The sequence below is a fragment of the Mesorhizobium sp. NPDC059054 genome, from assembly GCF_042739215.1.
Lineage (GTDB): Bacteria > Pseudomonadota > Alphaproteobacteria > Rhizobiales > Rhizobiaceae > Mesorhizobium.
In genome coordinates this window covers 482,704-504,303 of the sequence record NZ_JBHYHV010000006.1, presented here as the reverse complement: position 1 = coordinate 504,303, position 21,600 = coordinate 482,704, and the positions used below count along the sequence as shown (strand labels likewise).

At 59.7% G+C, this 21,600-nt stretch carries 16 protein-coding genes; 8 read left to right on the top strand and 8 right to left on the bottom strand.

All coding sequences use genetic code 11. The features are described from left to right. The first annotated feature begins 6 nt into the window (after positions 1-6). From trbG to ACFWXH_RS26195, 3 genes are read left to right on the top strand one after another with little or no spacing between them, the layout of a single operon-like run. Positions 7-975, top strand: a complete 969-nt coding sequence (gene trbG, locus ACFWXH_RS26205; RefSeq protein WP_379124427.1) for a P-type conjugative transfer protein TrbG — start codon at positions 7-9, stop codon at positions 973-975. Beyond that, entirely contained in the window at positions 972-2,120 is a 1,149-nt protein-coding gene (locus ACFWXH_RS26200; protein WP_379124296.1) for a TrbI/VirB10 family protein, read from the top strand. The genes trbG and ACFWXH_RS26200 overlap by 4 nt, the downstream gene beginning before the upstream one ends. 2 nt (positions 2,121-2,122) lie before the next feature. Then, positions 2,123-2,362 carry a DUF2274 domain-containing protein gene (locus ACFWXH_RS26195; RefSeq protein WP_379124294.1) on the top strand — a complete coding sequence of 80 codons (240 nt, stop codon included), beginning with the start codon at positions 2,123-2,125 and terminating at the stop codon, positions 2,360-2,362. Positions 2,363-2,391: 29 nt separating this feature from the next. Here ACFWXH_RS26195 and ACFWXH_RS26190 read toward each other — a convergent pair whose 3' ends face one another. Continuing rightward, positions 2,392-3,381: a LysR family transcriptional regulator gene (locus ACFWXH_RS26190; RefSeq protein ID WP_379124292.1), complete on the bottom strand. Its 990-nt coding sequence runs from the start codon at positions 3,379-3,381 to the stop codon at positions 2,392-2,394. Beyond that, positions 3,326-4,324 carry a class I SAM-dependent methyltransferase gene (locus ACFWXH_RS26185; protein WP_379124290.1) on the bottom strand — a complete coding sequence of 333 codons (999 nt, stop codon included), beginning with the start codon at positions 4,322-4,324 and terminating at the stop codon, positions 3,326-3,328. The genes ACFWXH_RS26190 and ACFWXH_RS26185 overlap by 56 nt, the downstream gene beginning before the upstream one ends. A 327-nt stretch (positions 4,325-4,651) precedes the next feature. On the opposite strand from ACFWXH_RS26185, the gene ACFWXH_RS26180 reads away from it, so the two are divergent. The 5 genes from ACFWXH_RS26180 to ACFWXH_RS26160 all read left to right on the top strand — a co-directional run bounded on the left by ACFWXH_RS26180 (position 4,652) and on the right by ACFWXH_RS26160 (position 11,354). Then, positions 4,652-5,482 carry a helix-turn-helix domain-containing protein gene (locus tag ACFWXH_RS26180; RefSeq protein WP_379124288.1) on the top strand — a complete coding sequence of 277 codons (831 nt, stop codon included), beginning with the start codon at positions 4,652-4,654 and terminating at the stop codon, positions 5,480-5,482. Between the two features lie 231 nt (positions 5,483-5,713). Continuing rightward, on the top strand, positions 5,714-7,114 hold the full coding sequence (locus tag ACFWXH_RS26175) for a hypothetical protein (protein ID WP_379124286.1): 1,401 nt from the start codon (positions 5,714-5,716) through the stop codon (positions 7,112-7,114). Positions 7,115-7,552: 438 nt separating this feature from the next. Beyond that, positions 7,553-8,026: a GNAT family N-acetyltransferase gene (locus ACFWXH_RS26170; RefSeq protein ID WP_379124284.1), complete on the top strand. Its 474-nt coding sequence runs from the start codon at positions 7,553-7,555 to the stop codon at positions 8,024-8,026. A 266-nt stretch (positions 8,027-8,292) separates the two neighbouring features. Further along, positions 8,293-10,695, top strand: coding sequence for an outer membrane protein assembly factor BamA (gene bamA, locus ACFWXH_RS26165; protein ID WP_379124426.1), 2,403 nt, complete (start codon positions 8,293-8,295; stop codon positions 10,693-10,695). A 410-nt stretch (positions 10,696-11,105) separates the two neighbouring features. Next, positions 11,106-11,354, top strand: a complete 249-nt coding sequence (locus ACFWXH_RS26160) for an EF-hand domain-containing protein (protein WP_379124282.1) — start codon at positions 11,106-11,108, stop codon at positions 11,352-11,354. 78 nt (positions 11,355-11,432) lie between these two features. Here the strand turns inward: ACFWXH_RS26160 and ACFWXH_RS26155 are convergent, their stop codons facing one another. From ACFWXH_RS26155 to ACFWXH_RS26130, 6 genes are all read right to left on the bottom strand, one after another. Next, a complete protein-coding gene (locus tag ACFWXH_RS26155; protein ID WP_379124281.1) occupies positions 11,433-12,578 on the bottom strand; it encodes a glycosyltransferase family 4 protein in 1,146 nt (381 codons plus the stop codon). Further along, on the bottom strand, positions 12,562-13,350 hold the full coding sequence (locus tag ACFWXH_RS26150; RefSeq protein WP_379124425.1) for a polysaccharide deacetylase family protein: 789 nt from the start codon (positions 13,348-13,350) through the stop codon (positions 12,562-12,564). Before ACFWXH_RS26150 ends, ACFWXH_RS26155 begins: the two co-directional genes overlap by 17 nt. A gap of 182 nt (positions 13,351-13,532) precedes the next feature. Continuing rightward, entirely contained in the window at positions 13,533-14,687 is a 1,155-nt protein-coding gene (locus ACFWXH_RS26145; RefSeq protein ID WP_379124279.1) for a porin, read from the bottom strand. A 540-nt stretch (positions 14,688-15,227) separates the two neighbouring features. Continuing rightward, on the bottom strand, positions 15,228-15,671 hold the full coding sequence (locus ACFWXH_RS26140; RefSeq protein ID WP_379124277.1) for a MarR family winged helix-turn-helix transcriptional regulator: 444 nt from the start codon (positions 15,669-15,671) through the stop codon (positions 15,228-15,230). A gap of 167 nt (positions 15,672-15,838) precedes the next feature. Further along, on the bottom strand, positions 15,839-16,204 hold the full coding sequence (rpoZ, locus tag ACFWXH_RS26135) for a DNA-directed RNA polymerase subunit omega (RefSeq protein ID WP_379124424.1): 366 nt from the start codon (positions 16,202-16,204) through the stop codon (positions 15,839-15,841). A gap of 502 nt (positions 16,205-16,706) precedes the next feature. Continuing rightward, the gene (locus tag ACFWXH_RS26130; protein WP_379124275.1) at positions 16,707-21,212 is read right to left on the bottom strand and encodes a hypothetical protein; all 4,506 of its coding nucleotides are present in this window, start codon (positions 21,210-21,212) and stop codon (positions 16,707-16,709) included. Between the last annotated feature and the right edge of the window lie 388 nt (positions 21,213-21,600).

Below are 21,600 nucleotides of genomic sequence, written 5' to 3'. Positions count from 1 at the left end.
CGAGGAATGCGCGGCGCGACGGCGCTGCTGGGCAGATCCGCGCTCGCGGCATTGCTGCTTTCGGCGGCAGCGCTGGCGGGCTGCGCCGCCAAACGAACGCCGCCCGAATTCAGCTATGACGCCAACGTGCCGCCATTGCCGGCCCTGCCGGCTGCCGTCAGCGACGACCCACCGAAGCCGCTGCTCATCCCGCCCATCTGGAGGCCGGCGCGGGGCGGGAATGCGGCCGGCTCCGCAACAAAGCGCGTCGAGAACGCCAATGCCGCCGCGCGCATCGAGCCGCGCCGCGAGGGATATTTCAATGCCACCCAAATCTATCCGTGGAGCGAGGGCGCGCTGTATCAGGTCTATTCCGCGCCCGGCCAGATCACCAATATCGCGCTCGAGCCCGGCGAAAGCCTGGCAGGATCAGGCCCTATCGCGGCCGGCGACACCGCGCGCTGGATCATCGGCGACACCGAAAGCGGATCAGGCACGAGCCGGCGCGTGCATGTGCTGGTGAAGCCGTCGCGCGCGGGCATCTCGACGAACCTCGTCATCACCACGGACCGACGCACCTATCTGATCGAACTGCGTTCGGGCGAGAAGCCCTATATGCCATCGGTGGCCTGGGCCTATCCGCGGCCGGCGAGACCGCAGAGATGGAACATGCCAGCCACGCCCGCCATCCCGCTTCCGGCCGCGCGCAATTACCGGTACGGGCTGACAGGGGACACGCCGCCCTGGCGGCCGGCTTCCGTCTATGACGACGGCCGGCGCGTCTACGTGGAATTTCCGCGCGGGATCGTACAGGGCGAGATGCCGCCCCTCTTCGTCCTTGGCCCCGATGGCGAGAGCCAGATCGTCAATATGAGGGTCCATCAAAACATACTGATCGTCGACCGCCTGTTCGGTGCGGCCGAGTTGCGTCTGGGCAGCGGCGACCGCCAGCAAACCGTCAGGATCGTCCGCACGGGCGGAAGGACCTCGTCATGACCGAAAACCAACCGACGACTGCCGCAACGATGCGGCTGCGCGCCGACCCGCCACGCATCGTCCGCCTGTCGCCGAAGGTGCTCGTCGCCCTCGCGGCCGCCGCCTCCGTCGGTGTCGGAAGCGCCCTGATCTACGCGCTGCAGACGAGCAGTCAGCTCACGGACACGCTGGAACTCTATTCGACGTCCAGCCGCCCGACAGCGGATGGCCTCGGTTCCTTGCCGCGCGACTATACCGGTCCTGTCCTTGGGCCGGCGCTGCCCGGAGATCTCGGCCGCCCGATCCTCGATGCGCAAAATCGCGGCCAGCCAGCCATATCCCCGATGATTTCGGCGCCGACAGTGGACGAGGCCGAACAACGCCGTCGCGCCGAGGAGGAAGCTGCGCGCACCAGCAAGGTCTTTTTCCAGACGGAGCCCGGGCGTGCTGTCCAACCATCCTCCGGTGCCGCGTTCCCCGGCCTCGCAACTTCGGAATCGCCCGAGCGAAGCGGCGCCCCGAACGCTCAGGACCGGCAGCATGCCTTCCTCGGCGCGGGCATGGAGCGCCGCACCCTTTCCGCCGATCGCATCCTCCCGCCGGCATCGCCCTTCATGCTCCAGGCCGGCGCGGTGATACCGTCTGCACTCATCACGGGCATCCGCTCGGATCTGCCCGGCCAGATCACCGCGCAGGTCACTGAGAACGTCTATGACAGCCCGAGCGGCCGCGTGCTTCTGGTGCCGCAGGGGACCCGTGTCATCGGCGAGTATGACAACGGTGTCGGTTTCGGCCAGCGGCGTGTTCTGCTCGTGTGGAACCGGCTGGTCTTCCCGAATGGCCGCTCGATCGTGCTGGAACGTCAGCCCGGCGCCGATACGCAAGGTTACGCCGGTCTGGAAGACGGTGTCGACCATCACTGGTGGGATCTTCTCAAGGCGGCCGGGCTGTCGACGCTGCTCGGAATCGGTGCGGAAATCGCGACCGACGACAATGACCGTTTGATCCGCGCCATTCGCAGCGGTGCTCAAGACACCATCAACCAGGCCGGCCAGCAGATCGTCCAGCGTCAGCTGCAGGTGGCGCCGACGCTCACCATTCGGCCCGGTTTCCCTGTCCGGGTGATCGTGACACGCGACCTTGTGCTCGAACCCTATGGAGGTTGAAGATGGCCAAGCTGAAACTCGGCCCGATCGCGGACGATAGACCTGTAAAGGTCACGATCGAATTGCCGGCGGCGTTGCACCGGGACCTGTCTGCATATGCCTCGCTTCTTGGCGAAGAGTCCGGACGCGCGCCTGCAGAACCCGCCCGGCTCATTGTTCCGATGTTGGAACGGTTCATCGCGACCGATCGCGGTTTTGCCAAGGCAAAGCGGTCGGGAGCAGCTTCAGGCACCGGCGACTGAAACCCGCCCGGAAAGCGGGCAGGCGCGCTTTATCGCCAAGCTGTGGGACGACCACGCGGGCGCGGATCAGCCAGTCTCTTCGCAGTCCCAAGCAGCCGCAAAAGCGCGCGCTTCGGATTCGACCCCAGCCAGACGGCATTGATCAGGCCGGCGCTGTTGTTGCCCTTCAGGGGGCGCCATATTGTGAACTCTGGCGATACCGCCCTGGCGAAGCCCGCCTCCGCCAAGGTCACGCCCTGGCCGAGTTGAACGTTGAGGATCGCCGTCGCTTCGCTGGCCGTGCAGATCTGGGCCTGGGTTGCATCGGAATGGCCAGCGAGGGGGATTTCTGATGCCGATCCGCTCCAAAAGGACGGCACGAAGACCCGCTCATTCGCAAGATCTGACCAACGGACTGCACTCGCCGCGGCCAGCCGGTGATGCGCAGGCAGGAGGACGAACAACTGCCCCTGGCCGAAGCTCTCCGTCGAGCGGGACATGGCCACATGTGCGCCCGTGAAGAGGATGTCCAGTTCTCGCCGGCGTATCGCGGCAAGGCCCTGGTCATGTGCGATGTCTTTGATGACGACGTCGATCTTGGGGTATAATGCGCCGAAACGGCGGATGAGGCGGCCAAGGAAATCGCGGCCTGCCAGCCCCGACAGTCCAAGCCTAAGCGTGTCCGTCTCCCGGTACGGCTGCTTGCCTGCGCTGAGGGCATCATACAGGGCCTCATAGTGCGCACGCGCGGAGCCGGCCCACCGTTTTCCTGCCTTCGTCAAGCGGACGCCATGCGCGCTGCGATCAAACAGTTGCATGTCCAGAGACTGTTCGATCGCGACGATATTGCGGCTCACGCTGGATTCCCGAACGCCGAGAGCCCGGGCAGCCTGCCTCAGGCTACCGTGATCGATAGCCGCGAAGACACAGTCCAGGCGACGCAGGGGGTTGGCGTTTGTCACCGGTCCGGCGCGTCCGATCCGTTTAACGGATCTGCTCGGAGACGACGTCGTCGGCCGGATCGCGCGGCAGGCTGACATCGTAGACATATTCGTGCGGAATCGCCGGGGCCTCCATTTGGGAAAGATAAAGGCTGAGGTTCTCCTTGGCGTTGCTCGCGGCGAGACTGTAGAAGTTCCCGCTGTTCCACGTCATCGCGCAATATTTGAACTGCAAGCGTATGGCCTCTGTCATTTGCGCAAGTGTCACCTCGTTGCCGAACATCGTGTCGAGCACATCCGCCTGCTTCTTTTCGATCTCCTCCCGGTCGAAGTATCGCGCCTTGAAGCCGTGATCCTTCTGGAGTTCGCGACGCCTGTATTCAAATTCGTCGCGCCTCCGAAATTTCTCCACGAAAACGAATATGCCGTCCTGCTTGAGGTGCTGTGTGACATATTCGATCTGCTTTGCCCTGTTCGGCGAATACATCTGGAAGGTGGTGTCCTCCAGAATGAAATCGAATCCGGACACGAACTGCCGCAGCCGTGCATCGGAATCGAGCACGGCCTTGGACACCCTATGGAACGGGCCGACGAAAAATTCCGCGTGAGCCGGCTCGCCATACCCCAAGAAGCATTCGTAGTTTTCCGGGTTTGGACTGCACGACAGAGTGCGGATTTGACCGTTCGACAGTTCGGAAAGGGTCCTTGCCATCGTGCCTTCGGCCGTTCCGAGGCTGTAAAGCGATAGCAAGATACCGCGCCGCCGTGCATATTTCAGGACGGCGTGCGCCATGCGGCATTCTTCTTCCAGCCTGTAGGGGATGCTGCCGTGATAGTGCTGGTCAAAATGTCCCTGTCGTGCCGCATGAAGCGCGACCAGGCTGCGCAGCAGATCTTCATTGGGCAAGAGACGGATGTCCGCCGCCGGCTTGCGGATTGGCATGCCGCTCTTGCCTGCTGCAGTGGCTGCGAAAAAGCAGCTGAGTTCATTGATCCGTGGGCCGAGTTCGCACTCGGCGAGGAAATCGTCCAGGCCCCGCATTCCACAATACCTCCGACAGCCAACAGGTGACGAGATACCCACGACCCGGCCGGGGAACGCGCGAAGTTCGAGTAAGCGACAATCCCGCTCAGGTAGAGTGTGGGCTGTCCGGCTGGTAAACCGGCAGGTTGGAAGGCGCTTTCCTTGGATTGCTATGTTTATAGAAAAGTCACGTCTTCAACCAACCGTGAGTTATTTTTTGATTGCTGAGTAACCGTTGGTTATTCAAACTTGCTAATACGATGCGCGATCCATTAGGAGATCACTTTTTTGCAGGAAATAGTTTGTTTCCAAACAAATTGCATCCGTCAATCCCGGCATAGCGCTTTGAACCGCCAGTATCAGAACTGGGGCGGCATGCATGCGGACCTTGTCAAACGGACCGGGCTCGGACGACAGGAGACAAAGATCGCGTCGCTGGACCACGTCTTCATCATGAACTTGAGAGGGGCGGCCGCCCGAGGCAGCGATGTCGTCGACGGACATCCCATCGCGTTCAAGCCGCGACATGCCGGGTCTGTGATCTACATTCCCGCCGGCACCGATTGGACTGGCTGGGACGAGGGTGACGCGACCGCCTCCTATCTGTTGGTCTCGATCGACCGTAACCTTGCCGAGGACACATTCGCGGGAGCAAAACGTCATCGCCTGCCGAGGCTTGCGCCGTCGATCGGATTTCGCGACTGCGTGGTGGAAATGGCGTTGCAACGGATCGCCATGGAGGTGACGCATCCCGATCCTCTTAGCGCGGTAATGGCGGAAAGCCAGGCGATGCAATTGTTCGTGCAGATGCTGCGGTTGAACGGAATGCCAGCGCAGGTGGCCAAGGGAGGCCTGTCCGGCTTCCAATTGCGCCGGGCGCTGGAGATGATCGAGTCGCCCGACAAAACCGTGACCTTGACCGACCTGGCGAACGAGCTCGGGGTGAGCCGTTTTCACCTCTGGCGGGCTTTCAAGCAGTCGACTGGTGCAACGCCGCGCGCACTCGCGGCGAAGCGCCGGCTGGAGAAATCCTCGCAGATGTTGCGGGCGACCGCTCTCTCGGCGACAGAAATCGCCATGGAATGCAATTTCTCAAGCTCGAGTCACTTCTCGACCGCTTTCAAGCTCGCTTTCGGCGTCACGCCAACGGAGTATCGCCGCCTGTCCCGGATCTAGCGCTTGCGGCGGCGTGTTTCTCAGCAATCATCCGCAAATCCCATCAAGAGCTGGAAGCGGCGCTGGCGACACCATACGATCATCAGGGCCGCTGCAGATGCGCAAGATATAAAGGACTGCGATCCGATCGGGATCGCTTGTGCGCAGTCGGACTCCTCTCGGGATTTGTTCATCGGGACTTCTACGGCGTTTGCGCGGCATCGGTCAGGCGCAGAAAAGGGGAAGCATAAGGTGGGCAACCTCGTATCGGATCGAGATAGAAAAGCGGCAGCGCTCGCATCCCTCGCAGCGCTCTACCCCTGGATGAAGCCCTTCCAGGTCCGTCCGGTCCGCGACTATGCCTTGCGCCTTTTTGACCCGCCCGCATCGCGCTCCCAACTGGAATGCCGGATCGTAGCCTTGCACAAACTCCTCGACAGGATTCAGGTCGCTGCGATCCGCAACCGGCTGCCGGACCAAACTGCAAAGAAGATTTGCAAGGATGTAGAGGAACGTCGGGTATTGCAGACTGGGCCGCATCTCCTGCTCGTCGTGGAGCCGGAGGCCTTTTATACGCATATCTTCAGCCTCATTGGCCTATCAGCGCATGGCTGCTCCACATACGTCTCTTACGCAGTCTCGACGGTGAGCCTCGTTGAAAGGACGCGAAAGGGACCAGGATGGCTTGCGGTGGACGGAAAAGCGATCAACATCTTTGGCCTCAGTCGAAGCCGCATGACGGGATACGGTCTGCTGACCGAGCTGGGTCCCTACCAGTTTCAGCTCGCGACAACCGATCCCGGCGGGCAAGTCGACGCGCTTACGCATCTGCGCACTCTCCTCCCGACAGCCCGGTTCGACAAACCCGCGCATGCAATCAAGGCGGCAAACCTGTCCCTGTGGCCGACGCTGTTCGGCCGTCGGTTCGCATTTCTCCAGCTCGATGATGAAGACGTCGCTGACTTGGTTGCTGATCATTTGAATGACAGCGCTTCTTGGTTGCGACAGCGGCTTCTTGAGACGCCAAATGTTGCGTCAGGAATTGTGGAGGGCATTGATCGTTTGGCCATAGGGCCATGGGCAGGCTGGCTTACGCGCGGTACGGATTTCTTTTGGTTCTATGACCATGGCCGACGGGTGCCGCTTCGGCTTGAGGGGCAGCATTTGGTACACCATGCGACAGGCGTGAAAGTGGTGCGCTTTGAAGCTTCCGAAATCACGGCGTGGTTGTTCCACCGACGCCTCATTCCGAATATGTTCCTGGCATTCATGGTGCTGGCCATCCTGCCCGGAATTCGAGTGCTGGGAGGCAGCCATCAGACGATCTATTTTCCGCTGATGCGTTACATCATGTGCCGTGCGCTTGAGGTTGCCGGGGTGGACGCGGATCTTCGGCATTCATTGGCGACAGACGATGTGCCCGGAGCATGGGGACATCGCGTGATCGGAACCGGCAGAGATCCGTTCGATCTCTTCAGAGCCCTTGGTCCAAGCGGTATCTCTGCTGCGATCAACCAGTTTGGAGGCGATCGTTTGACTGACGCATGCGGAGACATGACCGGTTTCGTGCAGGACAGCGCCTGGTCCGATCTTCACGAGCGAATAAAGGTCAGGGCGATCGCTGTGACGGATTCGGAATGGGCGTTTGCGTAACGTGCTTGGAGTGTAGCGCTTCTTTGTTTCCGCTCCTCTCGTCTCGGCGCCTCCAACCTCGCTGAGGCAGCAGTATCCATCGATGTTTGAACTGTTGTGACCGTCGCGTCGGTCAGTGTCATCCGATCCGCACAGCCGATTGGTAGTGTTGCGGGAACGATCTCTCACGGTCGCGAAGGTGCTTCGGACAAGCGAAGGCCCTCGACGATCGCATAACTGCCGGGAGGGCAGGAAGCCCGACCTCCACGGCATCTCAACGCGCTCTCCATTGTCTCCAGACACGACGCGCGCAATGACAAGACTCTCCGTCGAGCGGAATGTGTCCCGGAGTTCCCGGGATAAGCCGCCCCGGCGCCGAAACGACGATAACCCTTTGGCTGGCCTGATGGTTAGGCAACGGGCGTTCGGCACGCCTGACGCCGGATAAGAGAGCTTCAAATGAGCGAGCTGGTATTTGAGCAAATGGACTTGGGCGCCGACTTTGCGAAATACGACCAGCTCGCGCGTGCTGAGATGCGCGACAATGACCTGGTCGATGGGAGAGAGTTACGGCAATTGCTCGCCGAGCGCGCGATATGTGCGTGGTGGGTACGCAGGCCGGAGCAGTCCGAACCGGTCGGCTGGTGCTCGATCATGGATCCTCCGATATTTGGCTGGGAGAATAAGACCGCGCATATCTTTGGTGTCATCGTCTTTGGTTCGGAAAAAGGAAAGGGCATCGGAAGCGCGATAATTCGCTGGCTGGTGGATCAATTCGGCGCGCGTTCGCTGACAGCCGCCATCGCGCCGACGAACCTCGCATCCGAACGAGCGTTTCGATCGATGGGTTTCGTCGTCATGGCTACCGAGGAGGGTGAGCCCTGGCGCACCTGGCGCAGACATCCAACCAGCGAATCGAGTTCCTCGATATGACTGCCCTTTGAATCATGAGATCCTCATGCGGGCGTCACTAGGACGTCGTTGCGCGGGACGCTTTCGCGCCGGGCAGCCGAGAATGGAGCGCATGGATAAGGCTTCGTCCATGTAATCTCGAGCCGGTCTCCACCATTCATATGCAGTTGGCTGCCGTTATCGCGCCGCCGTTCTGGCGAAGCTGCAGAGTGCGGGGATGTATGGCGCGAAATCGAACAAGAAATTCCATCGGCATGACAGGTCGTTCACTGCAATGGCCCGCTGGCCTGAAGGCAGCATCCAAGTTTCTGAGCGCCGCGTCTGCGGCGGCTTTGTCAGCCGCCCTGGTTGTTCCAGGTTCGCTCGCTGTTCAGTTTGTATCCGTGTCTGCTGCCCATGCGGCCGTGGTGAGCCGTATCGATGTGAACGGCAACACCCGCGTCGACGCCGAGACGATCCGCAACTATGTGAAGATCAAGCCCGGCAAGTCGTTCTCGAGTGCCGACATCGACGAAGCCGTCAAGGCTCTGTTCGGTACAGGCCTGTTCTCGGATGTGCGCATCAATCAGGTCGGTTCGGCCCTGGTCATCAGCGTGTCTGAATATCAGGTCGTCAATCAGGTCCTGTTCCAGGGCAACAAGAAGATCAAGGACGCCCAGCTCTCCATGGGCGTGCAGCTGAAGCCGCGTTCATCCTATTCGCAAGCGGCTGCCGATGCGGACGTCGAGGCGATCAAGGAAGCCTATCGCCGTATCGGGCGTGATGATGCCACGGTCACCAGCCAGATCATGGATCTTGGCGAAAACCGGGTGAATGTCGTCTACAACATCAACGAAGGCGAACGCACCAAGATCGTCTCCGTCAACTTCGTCGGCAACAAGGCATTCTCGAGCCGCCGCCTGACCGATGTCATCGGCACCAAGAAGTCGAGCTGGCTGTCGTTCATCCTGCGCGACGACGTGTTCGATCCGGACAAGCTGAAGGCCGACGAGGAGCTGCTGCGCCGCTTCTACTACAACCGCGGTTATGCCGACTTCCAGGTCGTGTCGGCTACTGGCGACCTCGACAGCGCCAACAACCAATACACGGTCACCATCACGGTGGACGAGGGTGAGCGTTACGATTTCGGCGATATCAGCGTCGACTCGTCGATCCCGGAAATTGATGCGCAGGCGCTGCAGTCGGTGGTTCAGACCTACAAGGGCGACACTTACAACGCCAAGAAGGTCGAGGATTCGATTATCGCGCTGACCGAGCGGGTTGCCGGCCAAGGGTACGCCTTCGCGCAGGTGACGCCGCGCGGCGACCGCAATTTCGAGAACAAGACCATTTCGGTCACCTACACGATCGATCAGGGCGCCAAGGCCTATATCGAGCGTATCGAAATCCGCGGTAACGTCCGCACCCGCGACTATGTCATTCGCCGCGAATTCGATCTCAGCGAAGGCGATGCCTTCAACCAGGTGCTCGTGCAGCGTGCGAAGAAGCGTCTCGAAGGGCTTGATTATTTCGAGAAGGTCGACATTTCGACCCAGCCAGGGTCCGAGCCGGACCAGGTTGTTCTGGTTGTCGATCTGGTCGAGAAGTCGACCGGTGATTTCTCGATCGGTGCCGGTTACTCGACCGGTGGCGAGACGCCTGGCCCGTCGGTCATGGGTTCGATCACCGAGCGCAATTTCCTCGGTCGCGGCCAGTTCATCAAGCTGTCGGCTGGCGGTGGCCGTAAGTCGCGCGACTACAGCGTGTCGTTCACCGAGCCGTATTTCCTCGGCCGCCGCATCGCGGCTGGTTTCGACATCTATCGTTCGACGCGCGAATATAAATCCTATGCGGCGGAAACGACGGGTGCGACCATCCGTTTCGGCCTGCCGATCACGCAGAACCTGACGACGCAGCTCGCCTACAACATCTCGCAGGAGAAATATAAATACAACAAGGGTTGCTTGGCCCCGAACGGCATTTTCGATCCGGCAAAGTGCAACGTATCAGATGCGATCCGCAACGCTGTGGAAGAGGAACCGGTCGGCAGCGGCAGGCTCCGCGGCGCGTGGATCAAGTCATCGGTCAGCGGTTCGTTGATCTACAACACCATCGACGACATGAAGAACCCGCACTACGGCATCTACGCCAATGCTGGCGTTGAGGTTGCCGGTCTCGGTGGCGATGCCAAATTCGTCAAGCTGACGGCGCGCGGTTCGATCTACCAGACGCTGTCGGAGGAACTGGACATTGTCGGCCTGGTTTCCGGCGGTGCCGGTCACATCATAGGCTATGGCGACAAGGAGCTGCGTGTCTTCGACATGTTCCAGAACAACGACCGCATGATCCGCGGCTTCGAGTTCAATGGAATTGGTCCGGCCGCGGCAAAGCGCGGTGGCGGCGGGTACGATCATCTCGGCGGCACGACCTACTTCAATGCGTCCGCCGAAGCGCAATTCCCGTTGCCGTTGGTTCCTGAAAGCCTTGGCCTGCGCGGCGCTGTCTTTGCCGATGCAGCAACGCTCTACGGCAACGATGTCAAAGGCGTTGACCCGGCGACGCGGGAGTCGAAGCTGCGCGCTTCCGTCGGTCTGGGGTTGATGTGGGCTTCGCCGTTCGGTCCGTTGCGTATCGACTACGCGATACCGGTCAAGAAGCAAGCCACCGATGATGTTCAGAGCTTCAACTTCGGTATATCGACCCGGTTCTAGTCCGACGATCCGTAATCGCTGACAGAGACATAATCCTTGTAACGAACGCACCCTTCTCGTGCGAGCGCCGCACGCCTGCGATCTGCAGCGCCTTGATGAGGGTCAGGCAATTCCAGTCGATCGGTGACGGTTGGCTGGCAGCTGCCACGGCTCGTCGTGAAATATTCGCCGCATCGTTTTGGCTCTGAGGCTTTGCTTTTGTCGGCGCACCGATGGACCCTGCCTTGCAGATTTCGCGAGAATGCCGATGGTGTCACAGGTGAGGCGAATGTGAACTGCACCGGCACCACGAAGGCTCCACGCAACATTCATTCCGCTTCCACCAATCCTCATGCTCCGCAGGCAAGCTAAGCGATGTTCACGAAGAATAGCTGGCTCGAGCCAGCTATCGGATAGCTAAGGAGCAAAACATGAAATCGACACTCAAGCTGCTCAGTTTCGTTATGCTGGCAACCTTTACAGTCTCCGGCGCGTCAGCTGCGGCCAAGGTTGTGGATTTTGCGAAAGTCGACACCAACAAGGACGGTCAGATCTCCGAGAAGGAGTTCAAGGCCGCCTATCCGAGCGTTTCCAACGGTGCCTTTGTAAAGGCCCACACTGGAACCGGGCCTGGTCTGTCCAAAGCGGAATACGATGCCTGGGCTGCGATGCAGAAATAAGCCTCCCAAATAAGGAAGCATGCATCTGGCGCTTCGGGCGCCGGATGCTTTTGGCTCGGCGGGCCCCTCAGCCCGGCGTCAGGCGCGTATCCGGGTCCCGGACAGCACCCGCTGGTACAGGGCGGAATGCAAGTGCGCGCACTTCTGCCAACTCATGTCCTGTGCGAGCTTTCTGCCGTTCACCGACAGTTTCTCGTAGAGGCTCTCGTCACCAAGCAACAAATTGATCGCGCTTGCCGCAGTGTGTGGGTTCCTTGGATCGTCGACGAGCAAGCCGTCCACGCCGTGCGTGACGTAATGCGCCAGACCGCAATGACGGCTCGAACTCATGATAACCGGTCGCCCATAGGACATGGCTTCCAAAGGAACCATGCCGAATGCGTCGCCTGAAGTGAAAAAGGTGCAGATATCCGCGGCGCTGTAGAATGTTGCCAGATCGCTTTGAAGCGGCCATGTTCGGACCCGCGAAGATAGACCGACTGCCTCAGCCAGTTTCCGCACCATCGTCGGTGTGCCGTCATACCCGCCCACGACCAGCAGATCGACATCTGAATCTATGTGCCGCAGAGCGCCCAGCAGGGTTGCCAACCCCTTCCTCAACGGTTCGTGTGCAACGAGAAGTGCGTAGCGGCGGTCCGTCGGCAGATCCAAGATCCTGCACGCGCCATGTCGATCGAGCCGACGGGCCGGCATATGCACTCCCGGCGGGATAATCGACAAATGCGGATACTTCCGGTAGGCCGCCTTGATTTGCCACAAGGTCAGCGGTGAAACGGCGACGAATTGTCGATTGGCCTGCCTGTAACGCAGCGCTTCCAGGACCAGATAGGCAATGAGGCGGGGACTGCTCCATGTCGAAAGCTGCCTGCGCCACGAACGTCGGTTGTGGAGACGCGAAAACCGGACGGGCATCACGTGTACGCCGTGGATTTCGCCAAGCCAGCTGTTTTCGTGCGAGTGGACCAGATCGAAGCTCTTGGTCAGTTTTTGACAGCGCCAGGTGAAATCGAGCAGATCCATCCAATTTGGCAGGCCAAGAGTTCGAGGCACGGTGGTGTGCGGTATGGGGGCATCGCTGGCCCAGGCCTGGCAGAAAACATGAATGTCGTAGGTCTTGCGCAACTCGTTGGTCAGATGCTCGACATACGCCTCTGCCCCGCCGAACTGTGAACCGAAGCGGCGGATCATAACCGCGATACGCGCACGTTTATCTGCGTCGGACACCGCGCCTCCGATCCTCGTAGGCTGTGAAAAGCTTTTGAGCGAGCAACAGAAAATTGGTGGACCGGCTGACCGAGATCCGGGGCAACTGCCAAAAGTCCATGCCGGTTCGAACGCGACCACGATTGGTTGTTGTCGCACTGGTAAAGCCGGCAAGTCGCCCCATCTCGACATGCTCGATCCAATAGGCCCCGTAGGGATAGCTAAAGGCTTCGACGGATCTGCCAATCAGATCTTCGAGCAAGACACGCGAGCGCCAAATCTGTGCGTGGGCGATGCCGTGAGCGAGCCGGGATAGATCGGCGTGGTCGACGGTATGAGCGCCTATCTCGTTGCCAGCGTTCGCCCATTCGACTATTTCGTGGCGGTTCATCAGGCGGGAAACGGGAACGCCCTTATCCGCGTCCCAGAAATTCCAGCGTCCTGGATGGCCTGCCACGACATAGTTCGTTGCCGTGTAACCGAGATCCTGCAGCACGGGCTGTGCATGAATCAGAACGTTCTGAAACCCGTCATCGAAGGTGAGGCCAAACACCTTGCCCGTACGCTCACCGGACAGGTAAGGCATCAGGTCGCGCATCGAGAGACCGCGGTAGCCGAGCGCTGCCAGCCAGCGCATGTGGCGCCGGAAAACTTCCGGAGCGACGTTGAGGCTGCGATATGGCGTTCCGCGCGGCGGCGGTGCCTGAATTTGATGGTAGGTCAGGATCGGCACCGGGGCTGCGCAATTCGTAAACAAGACCTGCCGCGGCGGTGATTTTGTGGGGCAACTCATCGCACAGCAGCGCAATCTCGACTTCGAAACGACCGTTCGGCCGCGATAACGGCGCTTCATTCGCGGGCAAATGTCGAAATGCGGTCGAGAGCAGGTCGCGTTTCAATGGAGAGCCCGTCCCACGGCAAAAAAGAACCCGCCAGCCTGGCTGACGGGTTCCGGTTTGATTTGCCGGCTATGCGTCAGAAATCGCGTTGGAAGCGAAGAACACCGCCCACGCCGTCGCTCTTGGCGTGGTACCTGCTGCGCGATTTGTTGACATAGTCCACTTCGCCGATGACGGTGAAGCCTGGCACCAGCTGATGCGCGACATTGGCAGCCAGGGCGAAGGTCTTACCTTCGTCGTAGGACGCCTGGATGTTGAACGAGGTCTTCTCGCTGAACTTGTAGGTGCCGCCGCCCCAAACCGCCCAATTTCCGTCCCAAGGCTTGTAGAAGGACCGGACAATCTTCTTTTCGGTGCCGTAGCCGCCCATGACGAACAACGACAACTGGTCGGTCGCGTTCACATCCAAACGGACCTTGCCCGCCCATTCTTCCCAGGCGCTGTTATACGCTGCGACGCCGGTGATGGCGCCCCAGGCTTGAGCATATTTTGCGCCGAGAACGACATGCGGAACATAGTTGTCGATGGTCTGGTTTGTCGTCAGCGCAGACCCTTCAACGCTGCGCCATACACCGCCGATTTTCCGTTCAAGGGTTCCCTTGGAGAAACCCGAACCCTGCTCAAGGGACACGAGTGCAGAGAAGCCGTTGCCAGCGTCAAAAGTGTAGCTGATCAGGTTGGTGTCGTATTCACCGAACGGAACCAAATCGTCGTTGATGACGTTGCCGGCATAACCGATGAAGGTGTTATAAGCCGACTCGTCCTTGCCGATGCGCAGGCCGCCAAGTTGGATCCAGGCAAAATTCAGGGTAACGCCCTTGTTGCGTGCCAGGTCCGACGGCCCCGCGACGAGATCCGAAGAACCATTGCCGAAATTGAAGCGCGTTTCGGTATAGGTCTTCAGAGTTCCCAGCTCAGTTTCCTGGGCCGTCCACGTCTTCAAGGCGAAGCGAGCATTCTTGGCGTAGGTATCGTGGCTGCCTCCATTCAGGCGATCCGTCGCCCGGACGCTTCCGAGCTCGCCGACGCCTATGTCGTACCGGACATAGCCGCCGACACGCAGGCAGGTCTCCGTGCCCGGGATATAAAAGTAGCCGGCGCCATACACGTCGCAGATCCGGACGAATTGAGCCGGTTCCGGTTCGGCTACGACGACGGCGTCGGCGGCGCGCACGCTGGGAACTGCGAGCAAGACCGCAGCCGAGCCAAGGAGAAGGCTCTTCATGTTCATTTCAAACTCCTATCTTCGATAACGTCTTCGAAAGGCAGCGTCTCTACGCCCTTTCAAGCGAAGCGATGACATTTCAGCGCAATCGCTAGCAAATGAAATCGTAATATAACATTTTTCGATGACCGTGAATCTATCTAATAGTGACGCTATTGATACATAATAATTTGCTTCCTAACGAATTTAAGTTTGCTAGTTAGGAAGCTAACCAAATAAATTATTACAACGTTGCTGATGTATGTGGTGAATCATGGTGCTTTGAATTACAAATGCGTTACATCGACCTCCAGTCGATGAGGCTCCGTGCCGGGGTAAAGTTCCCCTGCCTTCCCCCGACACGGAGCCTGCCGATGGGAGGAAGGCACAAGGCATAGCGTTTGCTGTGGAGGGTACGGTTTTTGCGTGTCTGAACGAATAATCAGGCCGCTATTGGGTCACTTTGAATGGCGAGCGGTGTCTCAGGGCTAGAGCGGCTCAAGTGCTACAAATAGGGGGCGTTGCCGCAGCGACTTCTTAGGCACATCGCCACGAAAGATAGACCTGCTACTTCTTCAGCTGGAAGCGATGAGGCTTGAGCTTGCTTGCGGATATTCCGCGCAGCACTCTGATCGCTGCTTCGAGATCAGAGATTTCGAAGTCTGCCAGCACATCAGTTCGGAGTTCGTTGAGCAGTTCTTCTAGCCTGCATGCCAAGGCGGAACCGTCGTCGGTCAGCCACAGAGCTTTTGCGCGCTGATCCGTCGGATCGCTGCGTCGCTCAATGAGTTTGGCTGCTTCGAGTTGCGTGACAAGCTGAGCAAGCGTCGCTGCACGAATACCGATGCTTTTGGCCACCGTGGTTTGCCACACGCCGTTTCCCAGCCGCAACACCCATATCAGGGTCATTGCGCGCGCTTCTGAAATATCGAAGCGCAGGAACTTTCGTTCGGCATAGGAACGCCAGCGTCGGTCAGCCCGAACCAGTTCCGATACCAGATCTTGACGCATGCTATCCAAACCAAACAGCCTTCAAATTGTTTCGCCGAGGAGAAGTTCGACAATCACAGTGGCTACCTCGATGTAGAACAAGCACGCAGCGTGGCGGCACGGTGTTGACGGGTGGAGGCTCGATGCACTGACGGCTGCGGCCGGCGTGGATGCCGAAAGCGTGAGCTTTAGTTCGGCTCGGTGATCTCCGGCGGCGGCACCAGAGCTTCTATTTTCGCAAGCAGTTCTTCTTCCGCAGCGCTGTCAAATTCCTCGTTCGTCGCATCCTGCGCGCCAAATGTACAAGCCACCTCGGCCTCGTCGATCTCCACCTGACTTTGGAGAGAATGGATCAAGCTCTCCTTCAAATCACCGGGTGAAAGCACTCCCTCCGCAATCTCCCGCAGTGAGACGACGGTATTCTTGTCGTTGTTGCGCTTGACGGCGATCGGATCGCCCCAGGAAATCTGGCGTGTGCGATGAGTAGCCAGCAGGACGAGTTCGAAGCGATTTTCGACTTTGTCGATGCAGTCTTCGACGGTAATTCTAGCCACGTGCTTTCCCTCATCTCGAAGCGGCATCAAGTAAGCATCAGAAAAATAAAGTAAAATCGTCTGGCTTGTCTCTTTCAGTTAATAAATCGGACCTGAAGTCAGCTATTCTATTAAAGGATAGAGTGGACCGCCGTAATTGACTCGATTTCCGTCAAAAGACAGTCAGAGATGCGATTAAACGATAGGGAGGCAATATCGTGTTTTTGTCGAAGCTCTGTCGGGATTTTGTGGAGGGCGTAGGAACGGCAGTCTACCGCGTGGCCGACGACAGCCTTTGAACGTCCGCAGTTGCGGCAGCCGGCGAGGTACTAGGATTTGCGAGCGAGTACGCCGCCTCTAGCGCAGCGTTGTCGATTTCGAGATGACGTCAGCTCTGCTGGTGGTGCGGCCATCGTAGACCGATCAAGCTCATTCCGCTCGAACTTGCCATGGTAAGAAGGTCGGATGCTGCTTTGAACTCCCGAGCGACGAACCATCGAGCAGCGCGTTCTGCTGCCGGCTCTCATTGGATCCGAGGAACCGTTACCTGCAGGCGGTAGCGGAACTGCGGATCGTCGTCGGGGCAGTCGTCGGAAAACTCAAATGCGGTCGGGGCCTCCAGCCCTCCGGCCAGGATAGCCTGCCATTGTTCCTTGTACCGGGTCGCCTGCCAGGTGAAATACGGAGCGGCGCCTGAGACGCCGCACATTACGGTGTCACCGACAACCTCGTCGTTGGAGGTTGGAGAATCGAGTTCCAGCACCCGCGCGTACGAATGCCTGGTGTAGTTGACCGTCGTGCCAACGAGCGTATCAGCGACGTCTGGCTGGCGGCATCTCTGGTAGGCTTTGCAGCCACTGGGCAGGCCGCCGGGCGCTTCATTGGGAAACCGGGCACCTTTGCCTCCAGCATAGTCGACGCCGAAATCATGTATTCGAAGGCTCTCTCGGGCTCGACTGTTGGTCCACAGCAGGGTGGAGATCTCATCCTCGGTCTCGAAAGGGTCTTTCGGTTCGTCGATGATGCAACCGATGAAGGGTAAACAGATTTCGATCTCGATCTCAATATCGTCCTCTATGTCGAACACCGAGAGCGCGTGGTAGGTCACCGACATCAGGTTGGTCGTCCAGGCAAATGCTGCCTCGTGGGCGGCCTGGCTATCGCCTCGCTCGACCACTGCGTACAGCTTGCGGCGGCCGGTTTCGGGCATCACTCCTTCGTTCATCGGACCGGCTCGCTTGAACCATTGCGGATCGGTGACGATTGAACGGCCACCCATTCCAGGCGCGAAGCCCTCCCGCGAATGGATCTCTACGGTCGGCTCGGCCGGGAATTTGGTGAAGTCGGTTGCCGGAGCCGCGTCGAAAAACTGGACCTCGTAGTGATTGCTGCATGGGCCGCCGGCCGCCTGACAAAGCGCCTGATTGTCGGCGAAGACATCGGCGACCTGGAGGGTTTGGGGATCGTCTTCCTGCGTCGACTTGGCCAGTTCGTAGCTGAACCAGCAGCGCGGCTGGCCCTGACCGAACCAGCCGCGGTCGCTTGCGTTCGGGATGCCTCGGCCCACAGGGACCGCATCCCAGTAGACCTTGCAGGTGCGCTTGCGAAAGATCACCTGATACTCACCGGCACAGGTGTCGCAGAGTGACCCATCCGTATATGCCGCCCGGATGCGCATGAAGAATGGGCCGGGGCTGCGATAGGTGATGCGCTTTTCCGCCGTGGCGCATTCGACGGGGATATAGCCGTCGACGCCGATCGACTCGACAGCTTCAGGACATGTCTGGCTCACCGTCTGATCGGTTTTTTGCTCGGCGTCGGCGACCGGGATCATGGTGGAGATATCGCGAGCGTCATAGGCGTCGACGCGTAGCGCGGGGATTGTCGCGTCCTTGTTGACCACGATGACATCGAAGCCGCCGGCTTCACTGAAATGGAACCATTCGTTGGCGCCGCCATAGGCCAGGCTGCCCTTGTGGCGGCCCGCCGCGGCATCCTTGGTCTTGTCAGCCGGGATCGGGGCGCTCACGGGGAAACGCCAAAGATGCGGGTCGGCCTTGGCGGTGTTCGTGTTGCAGAATGGCGCGCTCGGACCCACCTCGATGATGGTTCCCCAATGGTCGCTATAACCGAAATCCCGAGCCAGCCGCACATGTTGGACGCAACTCGTGCGATCGCCCCAGGCTCGTACGCCGGTACCGGGGTATTGGCCATTGCCGGCTCCGGCGAGGGGCATGTTCGTCGCGTGAAAGCGGGCGAGAACCTGGTCGTAGCGTGCACCCTTGTCGAGTGCGCCCGTGCCGTGGCACGGCTCACCCGATTCATGGCATTTGGCAATCTTGTTGCTGTTCGGATCGAAGGTGAACCCCGGGTCACCGGCTGGATTTTCCAGCCACAGATCGTGAAAACCGGTGAACGTCCGGCCTGGGTTGCGTGGATCAAAATAGTCCCAATATTGCCCGAACAGTCGGGCACCGTCATTGGGAGCATCGTCGCCCACAAGCGCGCTGAGCTTCGGATTGTTTGGGTCGTCGGCACCCGGAGGCGCCGTGTACATCCTGACAGGGTTCGCCCATCCATCATCCTGGGTCGCAAGGTTCGGATGCTTGCGCGGAAGGTCCGCGGCTGCGGCCGGGCTCGGGATGTTCCAGTCGCCGAGAATGAAGGCGTCAAAGGGCGCTGTCCCCATCCGGTCGACCACATAGCGGACCGCTGGGCCTGCGTTGTCTTCCACCTGGGTTGCGCGATCCTCGTAGCTTTCCGAATAATCGCTGGTGGACAGCTCGAAGAAAGTTTTGTCGGTGGTGTAAGCCTGGGTATGAGACCAGGCGATCACCAGCGGCAGGCCCGTGACCGGGTTCTCCAACTCGGCGATCGCGATCCCCTTCGCCGACAAATCATCATTGCCGGCGCCGTGGCAATATTGGCGGAACCAGACCCGGTCGCTGATCTTGAAGCCGTCCTCATAGTCCGCGTGATCGTCGTTGAGATCGTTGAACGTCTTATCGGTGCAGCGGGAATTCTCTTCCCAGTTTTCGGTCGGATGCTCTTTGAATCTGAAGAGGGTGTAGATCGCCAGGCCGGAATTGGCTTCATCGGCCCAGTCTGCGATGACTTTGCTCGCCCCGAATAGACCGCCGGGCACCTGAGCATTCAGCCACCATCCACCGAAATACCCGCCTACGATCGAGGCATAGGACATCTCGTCAGCGCGGCCGGCCGTGTCGATCCGGCTGACGCCGGAATAGGGAGAGCCGAGGCGAAAGTTCAGCTGGCGCTTGGCGTCCATCGTGAAGACTTCACTCAGCGCAACGACGTCGAACTTGTTCTTCAGGATGTAGTCAGCCAACAAATCGGCACGGCTGGTGTCGCTCTGGAAGTAGGCGTTGCTGCCATCTCCGTTGAATGGCGATGACGGGAGGAACTGGGTGTTCTGGGCATAGATGCTGTAGGTTGCCTTATCCACATTGCCGAACACAGGTACTGACCGATCGAAATCGCTGTTCGCGGTCTGGGTCGTTACGCCACCCGTTGTGTCTGACGGCGTCGAAGCTCTTGCGGCGACCAGATGTGTGCCGAACTGACTGAGCGAAAAAGGGAAGCTGCAGAGCAGTGACAGCGTCTCGGCCAACTGCGGTTTGCACGATGACAGTCGCTGTACGCGGCCGCTCGTCGCTAGCGTGGCGCCGCCCGTGTCGACCAACTCGACTGAAACAAGAGGCACCTGCGGGTCAAGCCTGAAACTGACGCCAACCGTCGGGACGTCGCGAAGTCGGCTGCCGGGAATCGGACTGAGTTCAGTGGCCGCTGGAGGGACATATGCGAAGCTGGCATGGAACGCGACTGGCGCCGCTGGCGGCATGGTCGCCATAGCGATCCGGACCGTTGCGGTGAAATTCCCCTCGATCGGAGGAAGGCCCGCCTGTTGCGGATCAAACACGCAGATTTCCGGTTCGGGACAAACCGTCACCGCCTTAGTGACTGCGCCGCCCGAGCTCTCATTGAAGATCACCTCATAGCGGTCGATGCCGAAGATCTTGTTCCAGGCTACCAGCGGATACACCGATGTTGTTGATCCCGCCGTCGGTGAAAGCAGTTGTGGCGCTGCTCTACTGCCGTCGGTGACGAAGTCGACATTTGTCTCAGGCCCGACAGCAGCGGCGCACGAGGCTGAGACGCCGGCCCGGTAATGGCCGGCAGGAAGCGGATAGAGGCGGGTGCATGAACCCGGCGTGCAGGCCAGCTGTGGATACTCGACTTTCTCTTCGACGACCGGATTGCCGGAGGTCGTATCGGTAATCCTGACCCGATAACTTTCGCCGTATCCGACATGGCTGAACTGGAGCGCGACCAGGCTGGAGACGGTCGCCGCAGCTGTCGGGGCGATAATTACAGGTGCTGCGGGAACTTGCGGACAGCCACGGAGAGCGTCGGTGGACCGGGGCTCAGGCGAGCAATAACCATCCGATCGGCAACTGCGCAGCCTGACGTGAACCGTGCCATAGGGAATGTAGGAGACATTTTGCGTTAGGGTGCACGTTGCCGTGCTGCAGGAAACTTCTGCTGTCGCCGGCGCGAACAGACCGTGTTCGAAGGTAACCCTGTATTCAGAGACGCCGGCCGCTTGGGGCCAGGTCGCCGTGATCTCATCGCCAGTCCAGTTGACCGAAAGCGCATCAGGCAGGCCAGGCGTCAAGTGGAACGGGGCGAAGTTCGGTCCCCACCAAACCGTGGTGCCTGTTCGGGTCGTGGCCCGGATCGCCCAAGTGTAATCTGCCGCGTCCCATGCCGGATAGCCGGCCGATGCGGAACCAAACCGACACTCCCCGTTTCCGGGGCAGATCGTCGGGTCGTCTGCGTTCAGTGTGACAGTCGGGTCGGCGACCGCGGCCCCCGTTTTCCGGAAGAGCAGGCGGTAGCTGGCGAACTGATCGCCGTCTTCCCAGACAAAGGTAGGTTGCAGCGTTGTCACGACGCCGGGTGCGGGCTCGAACGCGGAAGCCGCGCCGGGACCTGCGAACATCGCCATCAGGACAACGAACCAACCGCACCGGCCCATACCGCCCCCCCATGGTTCGAAACCACATTAGGCCTGTCTAATACATGCTATCATACTCTGACGTTGGCGTGGAGAGCTGCGGAATAGATTCTGCCAGAGCAGTTCTCCGGCTATTTCCGACAAGCAAGCCGAAATGGCGATGCTCGAAAGACTTGATTGCCTTTCAACGGCGCGCGACCTCGCTGCGCTGTTGATCTGGAAACCAAAGCTGACTTTCCGCTTTGCGCCGTCAACTCGGACGTAGAGATCAGCACTGCAGCTTTCTGAAAGCGGACACGTCGGGTGGAATGCCTGCGGCTGGAAGAGCCGCGACGTCTCAACGCAATGCCGGTCAGTTCGGTTCGTGAAGTCCTCCCGA